This window comes from Citrobacter sp. Cm046 (assembly GCF_030333065.1).
GTDB lineage: Bacteria > Pseudomonadota > Gammaproteobacteria > Enterobacterales > Enterobacteriaceae > Citrobacter > Citrobacter murliniae.
The window spans coordinates 99,181-124,204 of the sequence record NZ_JAOWGP010000036.1 but is presented as its reverse complement, the minus strand read 5'-3'; the positions used below and the strand labels follow the sequence as shown (position 1 = coordinate 124,204).

At 46.8% G+C, this 25,024-nt stretch carries 21 protein-coding genes; 13 read left to right on the top strand and 8 right to left on the bottom strand.

From position 1 onward, the window contains the following. Positions 1–73: 73 nt before the first annotated feature. Entirely contained in the window at positions 74–1,669 is a 1,596-nt protein-coding gene (gene prpR / locus OGX98_RS07260; protein WP_200012128.1) for a propionate catabolism operon regulatory protein PrpR, read from the top strand. Between the two features lie 48 nt (positions 1,670–1,717). Here prpR and yahO read toward each other — a convergent pair whose 3' ends face one another. Beyond that, complete coding sequence (gene yahO, locus OGX98_RS07255) at positions 1,718–1,993, bottom strand: DUF1471 family periplasmic protein YahO (protein ID WP_045440330.1); 276 nt, start codon at positions 1,991–1,993, stop codon at positions 1,718–1,720. A gap of 358 nt (positions 1,994–2,351) precedes the next feature. On the opposite strand from yahO, the gene OGX98_RS07250 reads away from it, so the two are divergent. The 4 genes from OGX98_RS07250 (at position 2,352) to OGX98_RS07235 (ending at position 6,490) form a co-directional block, all read left to right on the top strand. Beyond that, positions 2,352–2,984 carry a LysE family transporter gene (locus OGX98_RS07250; RefSeq protein ID WP_286595054.1) on the top strand — a complete coding sequence of 211 codons (633 nt, stop codon included), beginning with the start codon at positions 2,352–2,354 and terminating at the stop codon, positions 2,982–2,984. 81 nt (positions 2,985–3,065) lie between these two features. Then, complete coding sequence (locus OGX98_RS07245; RefSeq protein WP_286595053.1) at positions 3,066–4,451, top strand: diguanylate cyclase; 1,386 nt, start codon at positions 3,066–3,068, stop codon at positions 4,449–4,451. Positions 4,452–4,680: 229 nt separating this feature from the next. After that, on the top strand, positions 4,681–5,775 hold the full coding sequence (locus OGX98_RS07240) for a 4Fe-4S binding protein (RefSeq protein WP_045440324.1): 1,095 nt from the start codon (positions 4,681–4,683) through the stop codon (positions 5,773–5,775). Between the two features lie 205 nt (positions 5,776–5,980). Continuing rightward, a complete protein-coding gene (locus OGX98_RS07235; protein WP_225760564.1) occupies positions 5,981–6,490 on the top strand; it encodes a hypothetical protein in 510 nt (169 codons plus the stop codon). A gap of 53 nt (positions 6,491–6,543) precedes the next feature. Here OGX98_RS07235 and foxA read toward each other — a convergent pair whose 3' ends face one another. The 6 genes from foxA to pepT all read right to left on the bottom strand — a co-directional run bounded on the left by foxA (position 6,544) and on the right by pepT (position 16,006). Then, entirely contained in the window at positions 6,544–8,652 is a 2,109-nt protein-coding gene (gene foxA / locus OGX98_RS07230) for a ferrioxamine B receptor FoxA (protein WP_200041934.1), read from the bottom strand. A gap of 121 nt (positions 8,653–8,773) precedes the next feature. Further along, the gene (locus OGX98_RS07225; protein WP_286595052.1) at positions 8,774–9,757 is read right to left on the bottom strand and encodes a helix-turn-helix transcriptional regulator; all 984 of its coding nucleotides are present in this window, start codon (positions 9,755–9,757) and stop codon (positions 8,774–8,776) included. Positions 9,758–9,947: 190 nt separating this feature from the next. Continuing rightward, positions 9,948–11,540, bottom strand: a complete 1,593-nt coding sequence (locus OGX98_RS07220) for a methyl-accepting chemotaxis protein (protein ID WP_286595051.1) — start codon at positions 11,538–11,540, stop codon at positions 9,948–9,950. Positions 11,541–12,187: 647 nt separating this feature from the next. Continuing rightward, complete coding sequence (locus OGX98_RS07215; RefSeq protein WP_286595050.1) at positions 12,188–12,817, bottom strand: DUF2913 family protein; 630 nt, start codon at positions 12,815–12,817, stop codon at positions 12,188–12,190. A 574-nt stretch (positions 12,818–13,391) separates the two neighbouring features. Beyond that, positions 13,392–14,753 carry a C4-dicarboxylate transporter DcuC gene (gene dcuC, locus OGX98_RS07210; RefSeq protein ID WP_286595049.1) on the bottom strand — a complete coding sequence of 454 codons (1,362 nt, stop codon included), beginning with the start codon at positions 14,751–14,753 and terminating at the stop codon, positions 13,392–13,394. Beyond that, complete coding sequence (pepT, locus tag OGX98_RS07205) at positions 14,750–16,006, bottom strand: peptidase T (RefSeq protein WP_045440314.1); 1,257 nt, start codon at positions 16,004–16,006, stop codon at positions 14,750–14,752. The genes dcuC and pepT overlap by 4 nt, the downstream gene beginning before the upstream one ends. A gap of 1,110 nt (positions 16,007–17,116) precedes the next feature. Here pepT and rclC point away from each other — a divergent pair. Together rclC and OGX98_RS07195 are read left to right on the top strand one after the other, a co-directional pair. Next, the gene (gene rclC / locus OGX98_RS07200; protein ID WP_404842376.1) at positions 17,117–17,677 is read left to right on the top strand and encodes a reactive chlorine resistance membrane protein RclC; all 561 of its coding nucleotides are present in this window, start codon (positions 17,117–17,119) and stop codon (positions 17,675–17,677) included. Between the two features lie 43 nt (positions 17,678–17,720). Then, positions 17,721–18,182, top strand: a complete 462-nt coding sequence (locus tag OGX98_RS07195) for a DUF302 domain-containing protein (RefSeq protein ID WP_286595048.1) — start codon at positions 17,721–17,723, stop codon at positions 18,180–18,182. A gap of 143 nt (positions 18,183–18,325) precedes the next feature. On the opposite strand, the gene OGX98_RS07190 is transcribed toward OGX98_RS07195, so the two are convergent. Continuing rightward, a complete protein-coding gene (locus OGX98_RS07190) occupies positions 18,326–18,889 on the bottom strand; it encodes a DJ-1/PfpI family protein (protein WP_045440307.1) in 564 nt (187 codons plus the stop codon). A 401-nt stretch (positions 18,890–19,290) separates the two neighbouring features. On the opposite strand from OGX98_RS07190, the gene OGX98_RS07185 reads away from it, so the two are divergent. The 6 genes from OGX98_RS07185 (at position 19,291) to OGX98_RS07160 (ending at position 24,965) form a co-directional block, all read left to right on the top strand. Then, positions 19,291–20,403, top strand: a complete 1,113-nt coding sequence (locus tag OGX98_RS07185) for an agmatine deiminase family protein (RefSeq protein WP_286595047.1) — start codon at positions 19,291–19,293, stop codon at positions 20,401–20,403. 376 nt (positions 20,404–20,779) lie between these two features. Further along, positions 20,780–21,460, top strand: a complete 681-nt coding sequence (locus tag OGX98_RS07180) for a heavy metal response regulator transcription factor (protein ID WP_045440301.1) — start codon at positions 20,780–20,782, stop codon at positions 21,458–21,460. A 15-nt stretch (positions 21,461–21,475) separates the two neighbouring features. After that, positions 21,476–22,933, top strand: a complete 1,458-nt coding sequence (locus OGX98_RS07175; protein WP_045440298.1) for a heavy metal sensor histidine kinase — start codon at positions 21,476–21,478, stop codon at positions 22,931–22,933. Between the two features lie 65 nt (positions 22,934–22,998). Continuing rightward, the gene (locus OGX98_RS07170) at positions 22,999–23,130 is read left to right on the top strand and encodes a hypothetical protein (protein WP_255642487.1); all 132 of its coding nucleotides are present in this window, start codon (positions 22,999–23,001) and stop codon (positions 23,128–23,130) included. Positions 23,131–23,208: 78 nt separating this feature from the next. After that, the gene (locus OGX98_RS07165) at positions 23,209–23,793 is read left to right on the top strand and encodes a flavodoxin (RefSeq protein ID WP_045440295.1); all 585 of its coding nucleotides are present in this window, start codon (positions 23,209–23,211) and stop codon (positions 23,791–23,793) included. A gap of 107 nt (positions 23,794–23,900) precedes the next feature. Then, a complete protein-coding gene (locus OGX98_RS07160; RefSeq protein ID WP_048221992.1) occupies positions 23,901–24,965 on the top strand; it encodes an alpha/beta hydrolase in 1,065 nt (354 codons plus the stop codon). Positions 24,966–25,024: the final 59 nt, after the last annotated feature.

The following is a 25,024-nucleotide window of genomic DNA, read 5'->3' as shown; positions in this document are numbered from 1 at the left end:
TTAAGTGTTTCATTGCAACATTTATGAAACACAACTAAACCCAATATTCGGTTCCTGACTTTTTGGGTTAGCTATGGCTGATACACATCTTCCTCCACGGGTGAACGACGACAAACCGGTTATCTGGACGGTCTCCGTCACGCGTCTGTTCGAACTTTTCCGCGACATTAGCCTCGAGTTTGATCACCTGGCGACTATCACCCCTATTCAGCTTGGTTTTGAAAAGGCAGTGACCTGGATCCGTAAAAAGCTGGCCACTGAGCGTTGCGATGCCATCATCGCCGCAGGCTCCAACGGTGCCTATTTGAAGAGCCGCTTGTCCATTCCGGTGATCCTGATTAAACCCAGCGGATTTGATGTGTTACAGGCGCTGGCGAAAGCGGGAAAACTCACTTCGTCGATTGGCGTCATCACCTATCAGGAAACCATCCCCGCGCTGATGGCCTTTCAAAAAACATTCAATTTACAGCTTGAGCAGCGCAGCTATATCACTGAAGAGGATGCCCGTGGACAAATCAATGAGCTGAAAGCCTGCGGTACACAAGCGGTGGTCGGCGCGGGACTGATTACCGATCTGGCGGAAGAAGCCGGTATGACCGGCATCTTTATCTATTCGGCATCCACCGTGCGCCAGGCCTTCAGCGATGCGCTGGATATGACCCGTATGACGCTACGGCGAAACGGCCAGTATGCTTCTGGTGAGACGCTGCGTACCCGCTATGCCTTGGTGGACATGCGCGGTCACTCTGCGCAGATGGAACAGATGCGGCATACGATTATGCTGTACGCCCGCTCCCGCGCGCCGGTATTGATTCAGGGCGAAACCGGAACCGGTAAAGAGCTGGCGGCGCAGGCCATTCATCGTGAATATTTCACCCGCCAGGAGAATCGACGCGGGAAGCCCTCACCGCCGTTTGTCGCCGTCAACTGCGGGGCCATCACCGAATCATTGCTGGAAGCTGAGCTGTTCGGCTATGAGGATGGCGCATTTACCGGCTCGCGCCGGGGAGGACGCGCAGGTCTGTTTGAAATCGCCCACGGTGGAACGCTGTTTCTCGATGAGATTGGCGAGATGCCGCTGCCGCTACAAACCCGACTACTGCGCGTGCTGGAAGAAAAAGAGGTTACGCGGGTGGGCGGACATCAGCCAATCCCGGTGGATGTGCGGGTGATTAGCGCCACGCATTGTCATCTTGAGCAGGAGATGAAACAGGGAAAGTTTCGTACCGATCTGTTTTATCGCCTGAGCATTCTGCGTCTGCAGTTGCCGCCGCTGCGCGAGCGTCTGCCCGATATTTTGCCGCTGGCCGAAGGATTTTTAAAACAGTCATTGGCGGAATTAGATGTGCCGTTTTCAGAGACAGTGCGCAAGGGATTGAGTCTGAGTCAGCATACTCTGCTGAATTATGGCTGGCCGGGGAATATTCGTGAACTGCGCAATATGATGGAGCGTCTGGCGCTATTTTTAAGTGAGGATCCACAGCCGGAGCTGAACGTCCATTTCTTACAGCAGTTAATGCCGGAACTGACCAATGTCGCCGAAATACCCCAGATGTCACCATCGCTGACGCCACAGCAGGTACTGGCACAATTCAATGGCGATAAAACAGCGGCAGCACGATATCTCGGTATCAGCAGAACCACATTCTGGCGCAGGTTAAAAGAATAACCCACCAGTACAAGGACTGGCGGGTATTTTATCTTTCAATACAGCGCATTATTTTTTCTTGTAAATATTGGCAGTGCCATGGATTTTATTATCCGTTTGACCGGATGTTAATACCACAACGTCAGCACCTTTCTCTTCTGCTTTCTTCAGAAGTTCTTCTTTGGCATCTGCAACGGAAACTTCATTACTTGTTGAGATATCACCAATTTTTGTATATTGCGACTCAACCTTTTCAAACTCAACCTTTGTCATAAATTCTGCTGCATACACGTTGGTCACGACAAAAGCTAACGCACCAATTAATAACTTATATCCAGTTTTCATATAAAAACTCCAGGTTTTGTTTTACGCCATTATCGACCCCTGAGCATCCATCGTGCGAGTCAAGGATGATTAATAAGTAGTTCAGCCCGAATAAAAAATCCAGAGCTAACAGAAATATAAAGATATTTTGCAAAACAATGGCGGCAGAGATTCCTGTAGCGCTGCGTGCGCCACCCCGCCCGGTCTATTGAAAACACCCCAGACGCCCGTTTGCAACATCGGCGGCGTTTCATAAAACAGTGTGAGTACATACTCAGAATCATGCTTACACTAAAACTATAGTATGGGTTGATTCAGAACGACCTCAATTACGATTGAAGGTAAAACGCCAATTTTTTCACAGATGGAAGCGCTGTTTATGGAACCTCTACACGCCGTCGTACTTACCGTCAGTTTATTTGTTTTAACCTTTTTTAACCCCGGCGCGAATCTGTTCGTGGTGGTGCAAACCAGTCTGGCATCAGGGCGGCGAGCAGGCGTAATGACAGGACTGGGCGTTGCATTAGGCGATGCCTTCTATTCCGGTCTGGGACTCTTTGGGATGGCGACGCTTATCACCCAGTGTGAAGAGATATTTTCGCTGATAAAAATTATCGGTGGCGCCTATTTGCTGTGGTTTGCGTGGAATAGCATACGGCATCAGGCCACACCACAAATGCCCACATTACAGCAGCCGCTCTCCGCTCCCTGGTATGTTTTCTTCCGTCGTGGATTATTAACGGATTTGTCCAATCCACAGACCGTGCTGTTTTTTATTAGTATCTTCTCAGTAACGTTAAGTGCAGAAACCCCGACCTGGGCCAGGTTAATGGCGTGGGCAGGAATAGTCTTTTCTTCCGTTATCTGGCGTATTTTTCTCAGCCAGGCGTTTTCTCTACCCACAGTGCGTCGTGCATACGGACGTATTCAACGGGTTGCCAGTCGGGTGATTGGCGCCATTATCGGCGTCTTCGCTTTAAGGCTGATTTATGAAGGTATTAGCCATCGTTAAGAGAGTTTAACTTGACCATCGTGACGTAATTGTCCGTAATACCGCCTGAATTTTTCAATCGTATTTTTGAGTGGCTGTGAGATGGAACAGGTTGATCCGGTAAACGACACATTACTCCTTTCGGAATGGCAGGCGCTGTTGCGCCAGACACCTCCTGAAGTTCACACGCTCCTGACATCATTAACCGATCAGGAGATCCGCCATTTAGTAACTGTTTTTTATGACTACATGCTCTCCCATGCTGAGAGCGCGTTATTCCTTAATACCGAACAGGTCAGCACCCGCCTCAGCGGCAGTATGTTTGACTGGCTTCGCAGCGTACTCGGCAGTGCGCAGGAAGATATTTCACAGTTGCTGGCGAAACAACGCAATATTGGCGTGGTCCATGCGCGAATTGGCCTACCAATCGATCTGGTTAATCGCGGCGCACGTAAGCTGAAAGATGAGCTGTATCGGGTACTTAAAAAGAAAGCAAACTACCCACCCGGCCTGTTAAGCGATGCCATCTGTTTCAGCAGCCTGGCAATGGACACCGCTCTGGAGGCCATGACGGTCTCCTACTCCCCAAGTTATCAAAACTCGATGCATACGCAGGAGCAGTATCGCCTGCAGACAATTTACGATGATGTCAACGTAGAGCGCGAGCGGCAAATCCGTTCATTTACCGACTGGGAAAACCAGTTTATCTACAATATAGCCACGGGGTTGCCCTCCGCGGAGATAGTTTTTCTGTCGAACTCTGATTTTGGCATGTGGTTTTCGCATAAGGGAAAACACATCCTCGGCAACAGCAATCTGCTGGCTGAGATGGAGTCGCTGATCGTAGAAATCGACGATCGCCTGATGCAGACACTGTCGAATCAGCAGCCGACAGAAGCCCAACGGATGAGTCTTTTACAGGATGTTCGACAGCTTTCTGCAAAAATGCATTTCCTTCTCGCCTCGATGTTTGAAGCGCTGGTCAAACAGGAAAATGGTAAAGACTCGCTGACTCAGTTGCTTAACCGTCGCTTTATTCCGACCATCATGCGCCGTGAAATCTCGCTGGCATTACATTCGCGTAAGCCTTTTACTCTGGCAATGCTGGATATCGACTACTTCAAGCAAATCAACGATCGCTATGGGCATAACACCGGTGATATCACGCTGAAGAACGTAGCGGCCATCATTTATGAACATATCCGCAGCAGCGATTATGTTTTCCGCTACGGTGGCGAAGAATTTATGATCCTGCTGGTTGAGTCGGATATTTCACAGGCGAATATTATTCTGGAAACCCTGCGTAAGAAAATCGCTGAGCTACGGATGGTGGCCTCTGCCGCTGAGTCGTTCTCTATTACCGTCAGTATTGGTATCGCCGAATATGACTATCATCCGGACTACAAGCAACTGGTTGATAAAGCCGATCGTGCACTCTACCTGGCGAAAAGTAATGGACGTAATCGCGTAGAGACTTATCAGGAATGACCCCAGGCATCCAGCTAAAGTAAGTGCCAAATAATAAATACCTCGTTCGAGGTATTTATTTGACCTGCGATAACTATCGGCTGTTATTTTTATGAAGGCATTTTAACGCTATAAAAATAACAGTCACTTAATAAGATGCAAATCAAATACACTATATCTGTCTGGCGTTAGCATATCCCGGTGATGCATCCTCCTGTGTGGAGGAAATAAAGAGGGATAATACAACACCATGAACGGGAAAAAGAGAACTCGCTGGCAGCGCCGCCCCGGCACGACCGGAGGAAAACTACCGTGGAATGACTGGCGCAATGCCACCACCTGGAGAAGAGCCACCCAGTTTCTCCTGCTGTCCATCAATATCTACATTGGCATAACGTTCTATTATTGGGTCCGCTATTTCGAAACCGCCGGCACCAGCGTTTATATTCCAAGACCTGGCGGCATTGAGGGATGGCTCCCCATCGCAGGGTTGATGAATATCAGATACACCCTGGAGACCGGTTATCTTCCGCCTGTTCATGCAGCCTCAATGTTGCTGTTAGTGGCATTTATCCTGATAAGCCTGTTGTTAAAAAAATCATTCTGCTCGTGGCTATGCCCGGTGGGTACGCTTTCAGAACTGATTGGCAATGTAGGGAAAAAGCTATTTGGACGCCATTTCAGGTTACCACGCTGGCTGGATATCCCGCTGCTCGGTCTGAAATATCTGCTGTTGAGTTTTTTCCTGTATATCGCCCTGTCAATGCCCGCACAAGGTATTCAGTACTTCCTGATGTCAGCTTATGGAATGATCATCGACGTTAAGATGCTCGATTTCTTCCGCAATATCGGCAGAGCTACGCTCATCTTCGTGATCGTTATCAGCGTCATGAGTTTATTTATCCGCAATGCCTGGTGCCGCTATCTGTGCCCCTATGGCGCACTGCTCGGCCTCTTCTCCCTGCTTTCTCCGTTTAAAATACGTCGTAATGCAGACAGTTGTATAGACTGCGGAAAATGCGCGAAAAACTGCCCGTCAGCGATTCCTGTCGATCGTTTGATTCAGGTCAGAACCGTTGAATGTACCGGTTGTATGACCTGCGTAGAATCCTGTCCGGTGGCTTCAACGCTTACATTTTCACTAAAAACGCCGCCAGGCTCGCAAGAAAACAGTAAACCCTTGTGGCGTCAAACTGCGCTTTCCGGTGTAGTCATGGCAATGCTGGTACTGAGTATCCTCTTCTCAGCTATCGGTTTTGCGGTCTATGCGAAGGTCTGGGACACGCCAATTCCTGATCATATGTATTTCCAACTGATACCCAAAGCCAGGATGATTGGGCACTAATAATCTGCACCACCACACCCGCTCCCATGCCATACAAAAACCCTGCTAATTCTGGCAGGGTTTTCTGTTTATCATGCCACTTTAAGACTAATGAACTTGTGCCCCCGTCGCCCTGTTTATACAACCTTAAATATCAACTGTAATAACCCAATTTTTATTTCATTACAGGCAATAAGGGACCACAATAATGTTCGGGAATAAAATCGTGACTAAAATAAAACTGACGCTGGTATTACCTGTTTTTCTTGCTGGCTGTACGATGAGTGACGGGGAATTAAGAAACGCCTACGCTAACCATTATCAGCAACCTGCCACTTATGTTGAAATCTATAAGCAAAAAATAGCCGGGATGGATATCGATGCGTTAACCCAATATGCTGCAGCTGAAGAGAAGAAAAAGATGCGTGGACAGCCGAGGCTGAAAGTTGACGACTCTATTACGGTTGAAAATATTCAGGCTAAAGGCAATCGGGTGGTGTTTGATTACTCTCTGTCAGAAATCTGGCTGGCGCTGCCCACAAATAAGCAGCTGGAACAACAAGCAATCATGAAAAAAGATCTGATTTATCGTACCTGCTCACTGGAAACGGTACGTCTGGCCCAGGCGAAGGGGCTGGAAGAAGAACATAACTATTACAGCCAGTATCCCAATAAGCTCTCCTTTACCCTGAGAACCAACGCCCAGATTTGTATCGATAACGGCTTTACTCAGTAATCTCGCTGATCCCTGGATTGCCCGGCGAGACTCACGCCGGGCCATTTATGCTATCAGAACTTCCAGGACACGCTGCCGACAATACTACGTTCAGCACCAAAGTAGCAGTAAGACAGTGAGTTACAGGCCGCAACGTAACGTTTATCGGTCAGGTTATTGACGTTGAGCTGCGCGCTCACCCCTTTCAGGCCGATATGCGTTAAGTCGTAGCCAATCGCCATATCCACCAGTGTGTATGAAGGTAGAGTGTGGGTATTCAGACGATCGCTGGTAATGCCATTGACATAACGCACGCCAGAACCCAGCGTCAGACCATCCAGCGGGCCGCTTTTCACATCGTAACTCAGCCAGCTACTGGCCTGATTACGCGGCGCATAAACAGCGCGCTTACCTTGCTCTTCCGGACTGCTTTTCTTATAGCGAATATCGGTGTAGGTATACGCCGCCTGCAAACGGAAGTTATCTGTTAGCTGACTAATCGCCTCCAGCTCCACACCCTCGGATTCAATTTCCCCAATTGAACGGTACGGATCGGTCGGCTCTTCTTTGGTGGCGATATTGGTCTGATTGATGCGGAAAACCGACGCACTAAACTGGCTGTTCAGCCCTTCTGGTTCATATTTCAACCCGGCTTCCCACTGTTTGCCCTTCATTGGCTCCAGCAGGTTACCGTTTTCATCAGCAAAACTGGTCGGCGTGAAGGCGGTAGAGTAGCTCACGTATGGGGCTAAACCGTTATCAAACAGATAGAGCAGAGCGGCGCGGGTGCTGAAGTTGTTTTTATCCAGATCGCTACGCGAGTCGTTGATCTTATCAATATTTGACACACTGACCTGATCGTAACGACCGCCCAGAGTAATACGCCAGCGATCCCAGGACATCTGATCCTGCAGATAATAGCCCGTCTGGCGCAGTTTGTGTTTTTCACGCGCATACATACTGATGTAATCCGGCTTCGCCCCATACACCGGATTAAAGGCATCTATTGGCGGGAATGCGCCGTAGTAGCCAGTGGTATTATTGCTGCGATCCTGATAGTCGATCCCCACCAGCAGACGGTGGTTCACCTGCCAGGTATCAAAACTACCATCAAGCTGGTTATCCAGCGTAATTGCCGACATTTTCTCATCGGATCCAGAATAGCCGCGATTGAGTTCAGTCTCATTCAGCCAGCCTGCCGCATAAACCTGGTTCAGTTCGACATCGGTATGTAAATAACGCAGCTTTTGCCGCACCGACCAACCGTTGTCAAACATGTGTTCAATGTTGTAACCCACCATGTTTTCGCGGCGATCGTATTTGTCGTAATCATCTTCACCTTCGAAGAAGGTGTTAGAGATCTTCTGACCATAGTGGGGAACCACGGTGCCATCATAAGGCAAACCTGAGTGGCTGCCACCTTCCGGATCACGATGCAGATAGGCCATCAGATCGAGGCGTGTCTGGTCGGTGATCCGCCAGGTCAGGCTTGGCATCAGCGCATAGCGCTCTTCTTTCAATGGACCAAACTGCGAGTCCGCGTAGCGCGTCATTCCGCTCAGACGCGCTGCCACACGATCGTTATCATCCAGAGCGCCAGTCACATCAAAGGCTGCGCCGCGCTGATTGTTGTTCCCGGCAAATAACTTCACTTCCCCGCCAGGGTCAAACGAGGGTTTACGTGATGTCAGCGCAACAATACCGCCCGGAGAAGAGCGACCATACAGCACGGATGCCGGACCACGAACCACTTCGATGTTTTCAAGGAACCAAGGATCGACGACCAACGAGCTGTGAGAGTTGGTATCGCCCATCATTTTCAGGCCATCGAGATAGACGTTGTCGAGGCTACCATCAGAGAAACCGCGCAGCACAATGTAGTCAAAACGGTTCGAAGCGCCAATCTGGTTGCTGTACACCCCTGGTGTATAGCTCACAGCCTGACGCACACTGGTTGCCCCTTGCTCTTCAAACTGTTCGCGGGTGATGATAGACACCGACTGCGGGGTTTCAATATCCGGCGTGGCAAGCTTGGTTGCACCACTTTGCATCTGCGAGGTGACAACCACCGTATCGTTTTTTGTTGTTTCCTGCGCCAGCAGAGGAAAAGCCACGCTGCCGGTTACCCATCCCACCAACAGCGCCAATCGAGTCTTAGCGAACATGAACATCTCCAAAGGCATTTCTAATTGTAAATAAGAATTATTACCTTTTTGGTGGCGAAGATAGCTATGCCGGATGCCAGGTTGCGTATGCGCAGTGCCAAAATGTTAGTCTCGACTTCGCACAAAGCAGAAAAATGGATTAGCAAAGTTTGAGTACATCGCCAGGCGGAAAACCATAGCGACGACGAAAGGCGGTAGAAAAGTTAGTGGCGTGCTGATAACCCGACATCCATGCCGCCTGCTGAACGCTGTACCCTTCCAGCAAATAGCCGCGCGCACGTTCCAGACGACAATCGCGCAAATAGTCAAAAACCGAACAGCCGTAGGCTGCCCGAAATTTACTGCGCAAACTGCTGGGACTCATCGCCGCTCGCTGGGCCAGATCGTTTAGCGTGTAGTCATTCTCCGGCGTCTGTCCCAGCAGACGACGAACGATCTCCAGCCGTTGTTGTTCACCATTGGCAGGCTGATATTTACCGCTCTCCATCTGGCACACGCTCAGGCCGTGACCGAACAGCTGTAAAATAAGTCCTTCCAGCATCAGTTGCCGGGGCACGCTACCGAGCGTACTCTGCTGCGCATACTGTAATCCGCTAAGCAAAAAGCCCGGAACCTGCCAGATAAGCGTTGGCGTCTGGCATCTTTCCCACTCACGCATCAACGACTCGAGCAATCCTGTGCGCCATGCGCCGTCGGGATACAGTCCCAGCGATAACGTACGCAGTTTGCAGTCAGCATGGTGGCGGGCACTCATCGTTTGATGTTCACTCAGCCGGGAGCTAAATGCCATGCCGGAACGCACCACATGCTCCTGCCCGTTGAGCGTCAGTATCACGCACCCTTCCAGTACCACCAGCATATACAGGGGACTGCTGTGGCGGGAGGTTGTTTCATAAGGTTGCAGCACCTGTACGTCGGAATGGGTCACGCACATACCGCAAGGAAGTGTCATCTCCTCAACTTCCCCTTGCAGCACGGCGCAGGAATGCGGTAAATCCGTTTTTTGCTTCAGCATCGGAAAGCGGTAATCAATACCGTAGCGCTCGCCAAAATCCATAAATTCACTGACGGAGAAAATTCGTGCTAAGCGTCCGGAAGCATTTTGGGCGGTGGTGTTGTTCATGCTGTCTTATGCATAGGAAATGGGATTAACTCGTTGTGCAACATTACCATTACCCTCAGGGCACAACAACAATAATGAGAATTATTATCAATAATGTTACAACATGAGTCCCCTGCCAGGTATCGTTTCGAGCGTTACCCCGAGCATCTCACCAGACTGAATAGCAGCTGATGAGATGATCATTTCCCGACTAACGTATGCTGCCGCTCCCGTTGAGGCCCTCTTCTTGATTTACCTCTACCTGAAATACAGCCACTGCCTGCGATAGCATTGCCGACTGTTCTTCCACACTGCCTGTCGTTGCGGCAATCTCTTCCACCAATGATGCGTTTTGCTGGGTTACCTGCTCCATTTGAGTGACAGCGACCCGGATTTGCTCTATGCCGCTATTTTGTTCGCCTGAAGCTCCGGATATATCTTCCATCAATATATTGATGTTACGTATTGCCTCCGCAATATTCGCCATCATGACACCACTGTTTTCGGCTATTTCCACACCTTCTTTGACGCTGATTGCCGCTCTGGCAACTAAGTCCGTAATTTCCTTTGCTGAAGCAGCGCTGCGTTGGGCAAGAGTCCTGACTTCGCTAGCCACAACGGCAAATCCACGACCTGATTCGCCTGCACGAGCGGCTTCCACTGCTGCATTTAGTGCGAGGATATTGGTCTGAAAAGCAATACTATCAATAACATTCGATATTTCGCTTACGCTCTGCGCATTGCGGCTAATCAGATGGATCTTCTCAACCATGTCACTCATTAAGCGTTCGCCACGCAATGCCATTTCGGTACTTTCATTCGTCATGGCGGATGCCTGGTGTGACTTATCGGTATTATTCTTTGTTGTTGCGGATATCTGTTCCATACTGGCAGCCGTCTCGACGACAGCTGCAGCCTGCTGTTCCGTTCTGGTAGACAAGTCTGTATTACCTGTCGCTATCTCCTGCATACCGATATTAATAGACTCGACACCATCACGAATCGTTGTGACAGTCTCCCGAAGGCCATTCTGCATATTTTGTAAATTCAAACATAACAGACCAATTTCATTGTTACTCTGTACCTTCACAGGATGACTCAGATCGCCTTTACCAATCCGTGAAAAATGTTCAGATACTGTTCGTAATGGTAGGATGATTGTGCGGTTCAACCAGATATTACAAATAAAGAAGATGAAAATCGTAAACGCCAGGATCACCGATATTTTAATTATTGATGAATTAAACTGGGAGTGTGTTTGCCCTACGATCTTCTCACTGATCAACATTGTTGATTTATAATAGCTAGCCAGTTGGTTATCAAAATTTTTACGCGAAGCGAGCAATTCATTATTTAAATTTATTGATGCATCAGCGATACGTCCGCTCGATATAACTTCATTTAACTGATCGATATGTTTTTTTTCAAAATCCATTTGTTGTTCAAAGGCAGTCTTGATGATTTTTCCTGCCTGCGGATCATCCGTCGTCAATCCAGGTATTTCCCAGAAAACATTGAACTCTTGTCTTGCATAAGCAATCTCATCCTGTGCTTGTTTTAATGTCTGTTGCACATCAGCAGAATCATGCAACTGAATATTATCAAGCATGCCCCTTAATTTATTAATAGATCCAGTGATACTATGCAGTGAATACTGCTCTCTTACTATATTATGTAGTAAAAGCGTACTTTTCTGTGTGTTTTTGAGATCTAATAACTCCAGTCCATTAGAAAAAAACTGCATAAATGTAAATAACAACAATAGTAATAACAGGCTGGTTTTAACCTTCATATTTTTTAACATTTAAACATCTCCATAACAATAAAAAAATCTTCTATGACTTAATTGTTATCGACTCAGCCCGTAATACCTTAACCTGTAAAATGGTTAATTATTAGAAAGTTTCCCACTATTTACACTATGATATAGTAAAGTACACAGGTATACACACTGCGGCATACAGTATACTTCTGGTACCTGAAAGAATAAAATTAAAGCAAGTGAACATTAATATCATTTATGTATTAAGCAACGGCACCTAATTTGAATACTTTGAGACGCTAAGAATGCCTGAGCTGTTTGTATTGATTTAAACGAAGGTGATGTCAGAATCAGAGAATATAGACGATAACACTTCCCGGACTGCCTGGTGGAACCCTTAGCCAGGATAACGAATCAACAGCGATCGGTGCCATCTCATTCTCAAATCTCAACAAGGGTGTATTATCATCCGGGACCGATGTGCTTTCACATATTTCAATAATCCCCCTAAAGGATATAGACACACTGGCAGGAATATCAGATAACTTTACCCATTCATCAGTAATCACTAACTTTCGCGTAAACATCACTTGGTCCTTTACTCGTGATTTATAGTCGATATTTTTATATTCAGATAAAAAGACATTCTCCGCTCTAAAAATACTCAGTATGTATTCGTTAGTGAAACCTTATTCATCTAAAAGAAACTGAAAGTAATAAAACTCATTTGACGTGTGTTTCACAAACTCAACCGGAAGGTTATTTTTGATGAAAAGTGATTTAGCGAACTCAACATCACCATAAACCCGGACACAGAATGGCTTTAAGATCTCACCCTGAATACCAAAGCATTCTTGTAGCCGAGCATCATCCATAAAGATAAAATTGCCGTTTCTAACTTTAATTATATCATCCAGATCACGCCACTTCCCTGGGGTGAGCAGAAAACTCTCCCACCCATTGTTTCGCAACACTTCAATAGCATGGGTAAATTTAAAATAGTAATTCTGTATTGTCACATCGCTACTCGATGTAGAATATAAGTATTCTATTTTAAATTTAAGTTGTGCATTGAGACTTTTTTTCTTTCCTTCATCAATCAGCCATTGCAGTTCATTAGCGATACTCTTTGGAAAGAGCTTCCTCTTTTTTGCAATTGCCAACCAGTTCATAATAAAAATATGCTCTGACATTTTAGAGTAAATTCTATTATCCATTATTGCGATGCCTATTGCGACTAACGCACTCCAGGTAAACGTTTCAAGCTCATCCTGATAATTATGTCTCAACTGACTGACTTTTCCTGAATCACTTACCACTTAAAACCCACCTACACAAATCATCATTACATTTAAATCCTGTATTACTCCATTTAAAAAAATACTACAATTGAAACTACCAAAATATGATCCAGATTAATTTATTTCCATGTAAAAAAACCACATAAATAACATATTACATTTCTTAACCTTTCATCTTTTTATGAAATGGTAAAAAATAATAAGAAGAATACGATAAAGATGAAAACTAATAATACTCAAAGGCAATTAATACCACGAAATATTGTGGACCCAACTATCATAAAAACTCAAAAACCGCTCATTAGCGGAAGTTTTCCTGACATATCCCACCAGCAACGCTCAGAAAACGATCAGCCACCCCTCACGCAGACATTAAGTCTCCTGATGAAATCATTTTATTGCATACCTTTACGACAGAAGTCATAAAATGATCAGGATGGGCTTTAAATGAAATTTAATATAGAGGCATCAATAATATTAAAGATATAAATTTCCCTTTATTCATAAAAATGATGAGTTAAGGTTCCTGTCCTGGCCCCAAAAACCCCCTTCCGCGTTCTACAAGCCGGAAGGGTTCTTTTAGCAGGAGCGATTAATAGAAGATACCGATAATCAGGGTATGCGTGACAAAGCCTACAATTAACGGCACAGCGGTACGTTTAACTACATCGAAAGGGGTGATCTTCGCACCACTTGAAACAGCAATCACCACGCCGGATACAGGTGAAATAGCCCGCCCCATATGAGATGCCTGCTGCATAGGCAGGATCATCGCAACAGCATTAGCCCCCATACTTGCAGCAATTTGAGGAATAAGCTCAACAAACGCCAGGAAAGGCGCATTACCTGACCCCATAATGATCGCGGCAGCAAGCGTCACCAGTGCAAACACAACCGCCATTGCAAATGGTGGTAATCCAACGTGTTCTGCCATCAGAATTAACTGATCAATCGCACCAATGACCTTAATACCATGCGCGAATACCCCCGCAGCAACCAGCAGACCGACCACACCGGTAAACGCGGTTCCCATTCCTTTCAAAAAGTGGCTGAATCCTTCGCATACTGACTTTAAATCACGGGTCCGTAACCACTCAATCAGCATACAAATAGCCATGGAAATGAGGACGATGGTGATAATGTTCAGGTTAATGCCACTGACAAACATTGCGGATGAACCTACCGCCATCAATATCGGCAGCATGGGGAGCAGCGCATAAAAAGCCGGTGCTTTTCCTGAGTCGGTAACCTCAGCGGTACCTATTTCCCGTGGTAAAGTCCCCGCTTTACGATCGCAATGCCGCTGCCAGAAGAAATGACAGACCCCCACGACCAAAACGGTTGCAAGCGCAGCAGGCCCTTGATGATAGACAACATATTCCACCACATCCATATTAACGGCCTTAGATCCCCTGATGGCATCTATCGCTGTTGGGGTGTACGCCACACCAAGCGAGGTCGCAATCACTCCCGCAGCAGAGGCCGCGGAGAGCCCTAATCCCAGCATAATAGGGAACATCGTCCCCATCAGTAACACCGCGAGTCCGGTGGCTGAAGGGATGGCCAATTGAAGAAGGCTGGCAAGCAGGTAGGAGAAAAAAAGTAAAATATATGGCGACCGCAGCGCCCGTAATGGTTTCGTTACTACACGCACCACTGCTTCATTCGCCCCGATATGATCCATGTAATGCGCAAATCCCATTAACGCCATAATCATCAGACCAAGATCGGCAGCGCGCGTACTGAAAAGATCGCGCATAACTTCGAAAGGATCGAGAAATGAAATTCCCGTACCGGCAACCCCTTTCGGCAATACAGACCCCCATCCACTCAATCCGGTACAAATCATCAACACCAAACCCGCAATGAATAACACCGGCTCAGCGCGATAACCTTTCAGGATCAGACGGGCGACGACAACAATAACCAAAAGGGCAATAAGTACCTGAATCATGACTGAGTTCTCCGCTCCGCGAACTCAGCAAAGGTTTCCTCAATGACTGCCACAACGACATCACTGGCAGCGCGCAGAGAACGTACCGGCAGGTATTCATAAATTGAATGAAAATTATGGGCACCGGTAAAAATATTCGGACAAGGCAATCCTTTCTGAGAGAGAACCGCACCATCATAGCCGCCACGCATAGCTACCGGTGCCGGTGTAATACCACATTTCTGATAGGCGCGTAGAGCAATATCAATGGGGTAGTGAGCATTGCCCTGCAGACTATTAAAAACATTCGCATAGCGATCGGATAAGTGGCAGACCACGCTATTTTCACCCCAAAGCATATTGGTGCTCTGTGCAAGTTGCCGAATAAATTCCATCCGTGCCTGATAGCCTTCTTCACTGAAATCACGAATATCCAGCTTGAGCACCGTGCGGGCACTGTTGCCTTGTAGTTGTTTCACCCAATAATAACCTTCACGCCCTTCCGTATATTCAGGCGCTTCTCCTCCTGGGAGCATAGAAATGAACTTATGGGCCATCAGCAGAGAGTTTTTAAGCTTGCCTTTGGCTGACATAGGGTGTGCAGACTGACCGGTAAAGATAATTTCTGCATCGCCTGCATTCCAGTTTTCATAAACAAACTCACCAATTCCACAGCAATCCAGGGTATAGCCAAAGTCAGCACCAAATGCCGAAACATCAAAGGCTTTTGCCCCCCGTAAGCCTTGCTCCTCATCAGGCACAAAACCGACTTTCACAGTGCCATGCTTAATTTCTGGATGTTCAACAAGGTACTGCAGCGCATTCATAATAGCCGCGATAGCGGCTTTATCATCCGCTCCCAAAAGACTGGTTCCATCTGTCACGAGAAGGTCATCACCGATATAATTTTTCAGTTCAGGGAATTCACTTTCACGAAGATAAATATTCAGCTCTTTGTTCAGACACAAATCGCCGCCACTGTAGGGGAGACGTTGTGCATTCGTATTCGCGGTCTGTTCTGCACTGGTATCCAGATGACCAAAGAAAGAGACAACTGGAACGCTGTCGTCAGTATTCCCGGGCAATGTTGCCGTCACGATAGCAGTATCTCTAACCTCGATGTTTTCCATTCCTAATGCTTCAAGCTCTGCTGCAAGCAGCTTTGCCAGCACCATCTGGCCAGGGGAAGAAGGCATTATCCCGTTTGCACCGTTTTCCCTTGAAGTCGTTGTATTGATTTTGGTGTAGTTAATAAAGCGTTCAACAATATCCATTGTGGGACATCCTTTAATGTATTATTTACGAGGTACTGCGAGAGGAGACCTGCATGCAGCGCGAGCCAGATAAACCCGGAGAGTAAAAAACAGTGCCTATCCCTGAGCGCCTATTTGTGGGGATTTCGACAACAAATGCTATGTTCAAAACAAATCATTTTATATTTTTCAATGAGCAAATTTTCAAAAGCAAAGTGCAACGCTGTTGCACTAATCTAGGAATACCCACTTAATGAATTAAAATCCGTGAACAAAGTCACATTTATTTTAATGGTTAAAAATACCTATCACACTGAAAACAAGGAAATTATAAGCCCATCTTTATTATACCCCTGTATATAAGACCACAACAAAACAATTCACCTTCAAATAGAAACGCGCTGGTACTATTGAGCCTTAATATATCTGTACACAGAAAATATCGCAGCATTATAAACTTACGTCGCTAATCATCATATTAGCCATAATAATGCTTACCCGTGTAGTGAATATTTTATTGCATAGACGTAAAAAAAAACCTCTACCCTGAGAAGAGATACAGAGTAGAGGCAATACGGGTGTTAAGGACAGATTTATTGTTTTAATGATAACGGAAGAGCTTCTTGCAGGATCGAGTATACACAATTTATTACAGAGAGAAAATTCTTAAAATAGTATTTACTACTTTTACTGAGCTTATAATAAACAATAGCTTATCAAAAACAGGATTTCACACCCAAGAATATTAAACCATATTAATCTATTATGTAAGTTAGTGAAGACCAACACTCTTGTATTGGTACAGATAGCACAGCAGATACTGAAGAAATATAAAATAAATTAATACATTAATCTCTTCATTACATAACGAGAATTTAAAGTTATCAGTCTAATTACCCTCATTTTGAACGACATCTATCAACACAAGCCGCCATATCCAATTTCCACTCTCGATTATAATTTACTTTATTGCAACATTAAAATCACATTCAAAATGTGAGGTCAAGTACGTTAATTTATAAAAAAGACTCCTGAACAAAAAGCATGGACGTCAGAACAGGGTCTGCTCGTGAACTACTGATATAAAGGATTGTGTTTAATACCCAAAAGGAAAATCCAATGCTCAATGATATCTACAAATATATTTCAACAAAAGAAAACATAGGCGTTAACCTGTGTCGTATTTCCATTGCCATTGTATTTATGTGGATTGGTTTATTGAAATTTATACCTTATGAGGCAGACAGCATAGTCCCCTTTGTTGCTAACAGCCCATTTATGTCATTCTTTTACAATGATCCCATGAACTATGCACAGTTTATGAATCATGAAGGCGAATTAGTCGAAGCTCATCGTGCTTGGCATAATGCAAACAATACCTACGGATACTCAACTGGATTAGGCGTCATAGAAGTAATATTTGCATTGCTCATTCTGTCTCATTACATTTCGCCAAAAGCTGGATTCTGGGGAGCGACCATGGCGTTCCTGACACCTTTTGTAACGTTAACATTCCTGATATTTACGCCAGAAACGTGGGTGCATGGTGCTGATGCCCATACAGGGTTTCCTTATCTTTCTGGTGCCGGCCGACTAGTACTGAAAGATACAATAATGCTAGCCGCAGGATTTATCGTAATGGTGCACTCAGCAAAGTGTATCGTCAAAAGAGAGAGTCAGAGAAAAAGTTAGTATCTGCAAAAATTTTTTCGCACTCTGACTTATGGAGGTAATAATGCAACATTTTATCAAAAAAGGCCTCATATTATTGGTTCTATATATCTCTGCAACAATAACAGGATATGCTGAAAATAATAACGCTGACACTATGCAAAAAAATTTTAGTGCTTATAACTATCCGCAAACAAGAGAACATTTAATAAACGCAATTAACCGCAATAACCTGGTGTTATTTGGTGAATTTGACCACGCAAAAGCAGCCCAGAGTGTCCAGTTAACAATGCCACCGACAACAGTGCTTGTCTTTGGAACCCCTTTAGCAGGGACACCATTAATGCTTGCACATCCTGATCTGGCTCTTGATCTACCGTTTCGGGTTCTGATTTGCCAGCAGCAAGATGGACGGGTTTTAGTAAGCTATCACCCAATGGAAAGTCTACAAGTCCATGGTCTTGATACGGCATCGGTTAACACACTAAAAAAACTCGAAAAACTTGTTCAAAATGCGATTCGGTAATTTTTGTCTCATCGTATTCCGATTTCTGCTCCTTCACCAGAGAAAAGGCACCTGCATATATTGGTGCCTCATTTATAAACAATCATGATGCCCCAATCGGTATAGCCGAACAGGTTATACCGATTTTCTACTCAACGGGCCTCTTACTTCGTTAATACTTCGACAAATTTAGCCAGCCACTCAGGATGCGCAGGCCATGCAGGTGCCGTAACCAGATTGCCATCGACGTATGCCTGGTCAATCCCGATATCTGCGTAATGTCCACCGCTCAACCGAATCTCCGGCGCACAAGCTGGATAGGCGCTGCATGTACGGTTTTCTAACACCCCTGCTGCAGCCAGAATCTGAGGGCCGTGACATACGGCGGCAATAGGCTTACCCGCCGCGTTAAAGTCTTGCACCAGTTGAATGACATCAGGGTTCAGTCGTAAATACTCGGGGGCACGTCCTCCGGGGATCAGTAATGCATCATAATCTGTTGCCCGCGCATCAGTAAAATTCGCATTCAGGGTAAAACGGTGCCCTGGTTTCTCGCTGTACGTCTGTGCCCCATCAAAATCATGGATGGCGGTCTGAACATAATCCCCCAGGCTTTTATCTGGACAGACAGCGTCAACCTGATGACCTAACATTTTTAGCGCCTGAAAAGGAACCATAGTTTCGTAATCTTCGACATAATCTCCGACCAGCATCAGTATCTTCTTCATTTCCGTCCCCGCCCATGGTTATTCATGATGAGAAATAATGGCCATCTTTACTATAGTCTACCGGCAAAAAGTTATTTGAAAATCCACCCCGGAACCTGCGGAACATTCGGGCAGATCACACTCTGCTCAGCAACCCGCTGTCAGACGGCGCGGTTACTCTACTGACAAGACAAATACAGCGAATAAATATAAATTATATATAAATATATAGTTGAGAAATTTTAATATTATCCATTTTTTCTCATTAATTAAAACAGAGCAATTGCAAGTTATAACACCTGTGTTATATTCCGCTCAGGTTTTCATATCACCTATATTATTAATAATATACTCGTGTTATTTACCATCTATTATTATTCTGTTCACCGTATATTGGGTGAATAATCACAAAGGGTTTCCCCATGATGACAAGACGTTCGTTCGTCAAGCAGAGTCTGGTAACTTCAACGAGTATGTTACTCGCCAGTATGATGGGCTGCAGCTTCAGTAAATTAGCCAGTGCTGCAGAACGCCGCCGATGGCAAATGCCGGATGAAGGCGCACCTCATGCGGCAACCTGGATGGCGTTTGGCGCCAGTGCGAATATCTGGGAACCTCATCTGCTACCAGTGGTTAGGGAAAATCTGGCGACAATCGCAAAAACCATCGCCGCATTTGAGCCAGTGAATATGCTGGTACGCGAAGAGGACAGCGACCTGGCAGCACGGCTGTGCGGGTCGACGGTCAACCTGTTGATTCATCCGATTGACGATCTGTGGATCCGCGACACCGGACCAGTGTTTGTCAATAATTCTAGCGGGGAGCTCGGGGGCATTGGGTTTAACTTCAACGGCTGGGGTGATAAGCAAGAGCACGCTCGAGATGCTGAAGTGGCAGAATTCGTTACAGATTACACTAAGGCCGCGTTTATTCGCTCATCACTGGTGCTGGAAGGTGGTGGGATTGAGGTCGACGGCGAAGGCACGGCGATTATCACCGAGAGCTGTGTTATTAACCCGAATCGTAACCCCGGCGTCAGCAAAGCCGAGTGTGAAAGAGAGCTGAAGCACCTGCTAGGGCTGGAAAAAATCATCTGGTTACCCGGCATTGCCGGGAAAGATATTACCGACGGACATACGGACTTTTATGCCAGATTCACTCACCCAGGTACGGTGGTGGCTGGACTCGAGCAGGATCAGTCCTCATTTGATTACGCTGTAACCAGACGTCATCTGGAAATCTTGCGCGCCGCAACGGATGCAAAAGGACGGCGCCTGAAGGTGATCACGCTGGAAGGCCCTTCCGCTATCCGTCCAGCCTACGCAAGCAATGATTTCGCCGCAGGTTATATCAATTTCTATGTCTGCAACGGTGCGATTATTGCACCGGAATTTGGCGATAAACGCACTGACCGCAATACTCGCGATATTTTGCAGGAGTTGTTTGCTGAACGTGAAATTATTCAACTCAATATCGACGGCATCGCGGCAGGTGGCGGTGGCATTCACTGCACTACCCAGCAGCAACCTCGCTAGCGGCAATCAGCAATCTGACTTTTGCTATCGCAGAAATTGTAGCGGCACAGTAAATTTATGCCGCTACAAACACAGCATTCAACATCCCTTTCAGGTAAAAATAACGATTACATGCCCCTGTCCGGTTTATGAGTTTCGTTCATAGCGCCTATTTAATGTGTGTAATTATCTTTCATCCCGACATCGTTAGTCTTAGATGTACACGCGGATAAGCACTAATCAAGCTTATGAAACAGTCAGACTGACTGGCATTGTCACTTAAGACCGAATCTGTAACTGACAGAAATGTCAGAAAAATGTCAGCCAGCTGTTGGGGCTGAATAATTACCATCCCCCGGGTGCGGCTGCTGAACGGACAGCGAATGGAGGAAACAGGATGAGGTTACTTTTAGTAGAAGACGAAGAAAAAACATCTACCTACCTCAGCCGTGCGCTGGGCGAGTCTGGATTTACGGTGGATGTCTCAGCAGATGGTGCAGAAGGCCTCCATTACGCGCTGGAGTTCGACTACGACGCGATAATTCTTGATGTGATGTTGCCGGGGATGGATGGCTACCGGGTACTCGAGGGCGTACGGGCTAGTAAACAGACCCCCGTGTTAATGTTATCTGCTCGAGGGTCGGTCGACGAGCGCGTTAAAGGGCTTCGACTTGGTGCTGATGATTATCTTCCTAAGCCCTTCTCACTCATTGAATTGGTGGCGCGTATTCAGGCGCTGGTACGTCGCCGGTCAACGGATGGAGCCGACATCACCCAACTTCAGATCTACGATCTGCATCTTGATCTACTGGCTCGCCGTGTGTTTCGTGCAGGAACGCGACTGGAACTGACCGCGAAAGAGTTTTCCCTGTTGAGCCTTCTGGCCCGTCATCAGGGGGAAATTCTGTCAAAGATGATGATTGCTGAGCAGATATGGGACATGAATTTTGATAGCGATGCCAATGTGGTTGAAGTTGCTATTAAACGTCTGCGGGCCAAAGTTGATGCTCCGTTCGGCATAAAATTACTACATACCGTACGTGGTATGGGATACGTTCTCGAAGTCAGGCCAGAATAAATGAAGAGGATAAGCATGCTTAAGCGCTCCATATCCGTCCATCTGGCACTGATGTTTGCGTTATCCGCTCTGCTGATTCTCTCCGTTATCGGTATAACACTACGAAGCTCGCTGCATGACTCATTGCAAAAACAGATACACAACGAGCTACTGTTTCGTGAATCATTAATGAGCCCGTGGATCACTGCGCGAACTTCTCTTGACGGCTGGTCTACGCTTGCCAGTAAATTCAACATGTTAACCAATTCAGAAGGCGAACTTGTTCGCTACTGGGTAGTGAGTGATAACCCACATTTTAGCGTAGGCGGAACACCGCCGACTGGGATCCAGTGGTCTTCTTTACGGGAGGGGTTTAATAAAATGCCCGGCGCATCCGAAGGGGCATGTTCACTTCATTTGTTGGTAAAAACAATCCCCGCCAACGGCGAAAGACCTGAGTTGCGCTATGTGGTTGCCATCGACTCCACTCCGTATATGGGCACGCTTGATGCATTCACGCGCACCCTGCTGATTATTGCCGCTCTGGGGGTGTTTATTGTAGCGCTGCTGGGTTATATGGTCTCAAGGATCGGCCTACGTCCGCTAGGCGCACTCAGTAAACAGGCACAGCAGCTCGCTCCGGGAGACCACGGCCAACGCCTTGATACCAAAGCACTACCAAAAGAATTGCAGCAACTCGCTTCATCATTTAACGGGGTGCTGGAACGGCAGCAGGTAGCCTGGCGACAGCTTGAAAGTTTTAACGCTGATGTAGCCCATGAACTTCGTACGCCGCTGACCAACCTGATTGGCCAGACGCAACTGGGGTTGTCACGCCGACGTTCGCATGATGAGTTGGAAGAGCTTTTAGGTTCGAATCTCGAAGAGCTTGAGCGTATGACGTCGATCGTAAACGACATGCTTTTTTTGTCACATGCTCACGCGGGTGAACACGCTTCCCAGCTTATGCAGGTTTCCCTGCGTCAAGAGACCCTTAAAACAGCGGAGTATGTAGAGCCTTCCTTTGCTGAAAAACAGCTTTCCCTTGATATTGAAGGTGACGTCACCGCGCATATCGACCGACGGCTGTTCCACCGTTCACTTGCAAATTTACTGGAAAACAGTGCAAGACATTCGCCATCCAACAGCACGGTTACCGTTCGGTTGAGCGAAACGAATAATCACGCCTGCGTTGAAGTTTCTAACCCGGGTGCTCCCATTGCGCCGGAACATTTACATCGGCTTTTTGAACGTTTATATCGCGTCGATACTTCCAGGGCCAGGAGCGATACCCATCACGGGCTGGGTTTATCAATCGTACGTGCCGTCGCCATTATGCACCAGGGGGACGTCTTTGCGCGTAGTGAGGACGGTATCAATACATTTGGTGTCACGTTTGCAATGCAGCCGGATAACGCATTCAGCCACGCTCCCCCTGGGACAGAGCCAGAAATAAGATTAACTGACACAGATGTCAGGGGGTCGTCAGCCTGAAGACATGTCCCACTCTTTAGAATCATCGCAGGCTATCTTTCCCATCCTTGATAAGGACGCTTTGCATGACTCGATATTTACCTTACCCCGCACTGTTACTGCCCTTCTCTACGTTTTCTTCCTGGACAGCGATACTGCTGACCTTTGGTTTTAATCTCTCGGCAAATGCTGCACCCGCTGGCGCAGTTTCGGCGTGAATATGGCGAAAATGTTGCAGCCATTCGCGTTGAAGAAGCATTGGAATGGGCGGTGGCAAGCAAACAGAGGAGTGAGTTATGGAGCATGATTCCACCCGAAGAATGTTACTTACAGCGCTTGCCGGGCTCACACTGGCGAACGTTTCTCTGGCTTCAGCGGCAACTGGAAACGCAAACGTGCGGGGTAATAGCCGCATTCTGGTAGCGTACTTTTCTCGTAGCGGGAACACACGGGTGGTTGCGGGTATCATTCACCGAAGCCTGAATACCGATCTGTTTACAATCGAGCCGGAGAAACCTTATCCGGAAGACTATTTTCAGACCGTTGAACAAGCAAAAAATGAACGGGCCCGGGGAATTAAACCGGCATTAAAAAATAGCGTCGCAGATATCGAACGTTATGAGGCCGTGTATTTAGGCTTTCCCGTCTGGAGCACCAGTGTGCCACCCATAGTACAAACCTTTCTGAGCAGCCATAACCTCGAGGGAAAATTACTCATCCCATTTATCACCCACGGCGGTTACGGTAAAGGGGACAGCGACGGCATCCTTGCAAAACTTGCCCCAACCGCGCGCCGGGAAAAACCGCTGGTCATTGAATGCGATCAGGAGCGGAGAACCACAGAGATGGTAACCAACTGGTTAGAGACAATACGTAGCTAATCGTTCGTATTCATGAACCGAACAAATAAGGGTATTCATCGGAACGAAATTATCGCCAGGGCCAACTCAGATATTATTAAGCTGCAAACATAACAGAGGATGTAATCTTGAAGACAATCTTAAAAGCGCTGGCCATCAGCGTGATAGCGGGTGGTCTGGCGGTTCAGTCGGTGTATGCAGAGCCATTAATCATTCAGGAACAAGGAAGCTTTTCTGCTGGCGGCGCTATCATCGCAGCACCAGGTACATTTAACGCGAAAAAACCACTGGATTCTGCTGGTCAAACTTATCATGGTGATCATGCGTCTGTTTTCTACCAAATTCCGGAAAATCCGCATAAATACCCTATTGTCATGCTGCACGGCGCAGGTCAGTTTTCCCGTACCTGGGAAAGCACACCGGACGGTCGCGAAGGGTTTCAGAATATATTCCTGCGCCGTGGGTTCTCTACTTATCTTGTCGATCAACCGCGTCGGGGCAGCGCCGGGCGCTCTACAGTAGAAGGTACTGTCACGCCAAAACCCGATGAGCAGATGTGGTTTAATCAGTTCCGTGTTGGCGTGTGGCCTGAGTATTTTAAAGGCGTTCAGTTCTCTCACGACAAAGAGGCACTGAATCAGTATTTCCGTCAGATGACTCCGAATACAGGGCCGTTTGATATCAATGTAATTTCTGATGCGATGTCCGCAGTAGTGGATAAATCCGGTCCGGCTATCCTCTTCACCCACTCTCAGGGTGGCGGGCCAGGCTGGTATACCGCGATGAAAAACGACAAGGTCAAAGCCATTATCGCCTTTGAGCCAGGCAGCAGTTTTGTTTTTCCGGAGAAAGAATTACCGGCACCAATGCCAAGTGCTTTCGACACGCTGAAAGGTGAACCTGTTCCAATGGAACAGTTTATGGCACTGACTAAAATCCCGATTCTGATTATTTACGGCGATAACATACCGGATAAACCCGTGGCGATGCCCGCGCAGGACAGCTGGCGAGTACGCCTGGCAATGGCTCGTGAGTGGCGCAACGTGGTGAACAAACACGGCGGGGATGTGACGGTTACGCACCTTCCGGAGATAGGGATCAAAGGCAATACTCACTTCCCGTTTTCTGATCTGAATAATGTTCAGATCGCGGATTTAGTAAGCCAGTTCCTGAAAGAGAAAAAACTGCAGTAGCACGAGAAAATATTGAGCCTCCAGTGATGAAGGCGCAGAACGAATATCCTATTTATAAA

What these genes read in the sequence shown, in the direction of transcription:
- prpR (WP_200012128.1), top strand. Translation starts at nt 74, where the DNA reads ATGGCTGATACACATCTTCCTCCACGGGTGAACGACGACAAACCGGTT.
- yahO (WP_045440330.1), bottom strand. Translation starts at nt 1,993, where the DNA reads ATGAAAACTGGATATAAGTTATTAATTGGTGCGTTAGCTTTTGTCGTG.
- OGX98_RS07250 (WP_286595054.1), top strand. Translation starts at nt 2,352, where the DNA reads ATGGAACCTCTACACGCCGTCGTACTTACCGTCAGTTTATTTGTTTTA.
- OGX98_RS07245 (WP_286595053.1), top strand. Translation starts at nt 3,066, where the DNA reads ATGGAACAGGTTGATCCGGTAAACGACACATTACTCCTTTCGGAATGG.
- OGX98_RS07240 (WP_045440324.1), top strand. Translation starts at nt 4,681, where the DNA reads ATGAACGGGAAAAAGAGAACTCGCTGGCAGCGCCGCCCCGGCACGACC.
- foxA (WP_200041934.1), bottom strand. Translation starts at nt 8,652, where the DNA reads ATGCCTTTGGAGATGTTCATGTTCGCTAAGACTCGATTGGCGCTGTTG.
- OGX98_RS07225 (WP_286595052.1), bottom strand. Translation starts at nt 9,757, where the DNA reads ATGAACAACACCACCGCCCAAAATGCTTCCGGACGCTTAGCACGAATT.
- OGX98_RS07220 (WP_286595051.1), bottom strand. Translation starts at nt 11,540, where the DNA reads ATGTTAAAAAATATGAAGGTTAAAACCAGCCTGTTATTACTATTGTTG.
- dcuC (WP_286595049.1), bottom strand. Translation starts at nt 14,753, where the DNA reads ATGATTCAGGTACTTATTGCCCTTTTGGTTATTGTTGTCGTCGCCCGT.
- pepT (WP_045440314.1), bottom strand. Translation starts at nt 16,006, where the DNA reads ATGGATATTGTTGAACGCTTTATTAACTACACCAAAATCAATACAACG.
- OGX98_RS07195 (WP_286595048.1), top strand. Translation starts at nt 17,721, where the DNA reads ATGCAACATTTTATCAAAAAAGGCCTCATATTATTGGTTCTATATATC.
- OGX98_RS07190 (WP_045440307.1), bottom strand. Translation starts at nt 18,889, where the DNA reads ATGAAGAAGATACTGATGCTGGTCGGAGATTATGTCGAAGATTACGAA.
- OGX98_RS07185 (WP_286595047.1), top strand. Translation starts at nt 19,291, where the DNA reads ATGATGACAAGACGTTCGTTCGTCAAGCAGAGTCTGGTAACTTCAACG.
- OGX98_RS07180 (WP_045440301.1), top strand. Translation starts at nt 20,780, where the DNA reads ATGAGGTTACTTTTAGTAGAAGACGAAGAAAAAACATCTACCTACCTC.
- OGX98_RS07175 (WP_045440298.1), top strand. Translation starts at nt 21,476, where the DNA reads ATGCTTAAGCGCTCCATATCCGTCCATCTGGCACTGATGTTTGCGTTA.
- OGX98_RS07170 (WP_255642487.1), top strand. Translation starts at nt 22,999, where the DNA reads ATGACTCGATATTTACCTTACCCCGCACTGTTACTGCCCTTCTCTACG.
- OGX98_RS07165 (WP_045440295.1), top strand. Translation starts at nt 23,209, where the DNA reads ATGGAGCATGATTCCACCCGAAGAATGTTACTTACAGCGCTTGCCGGG.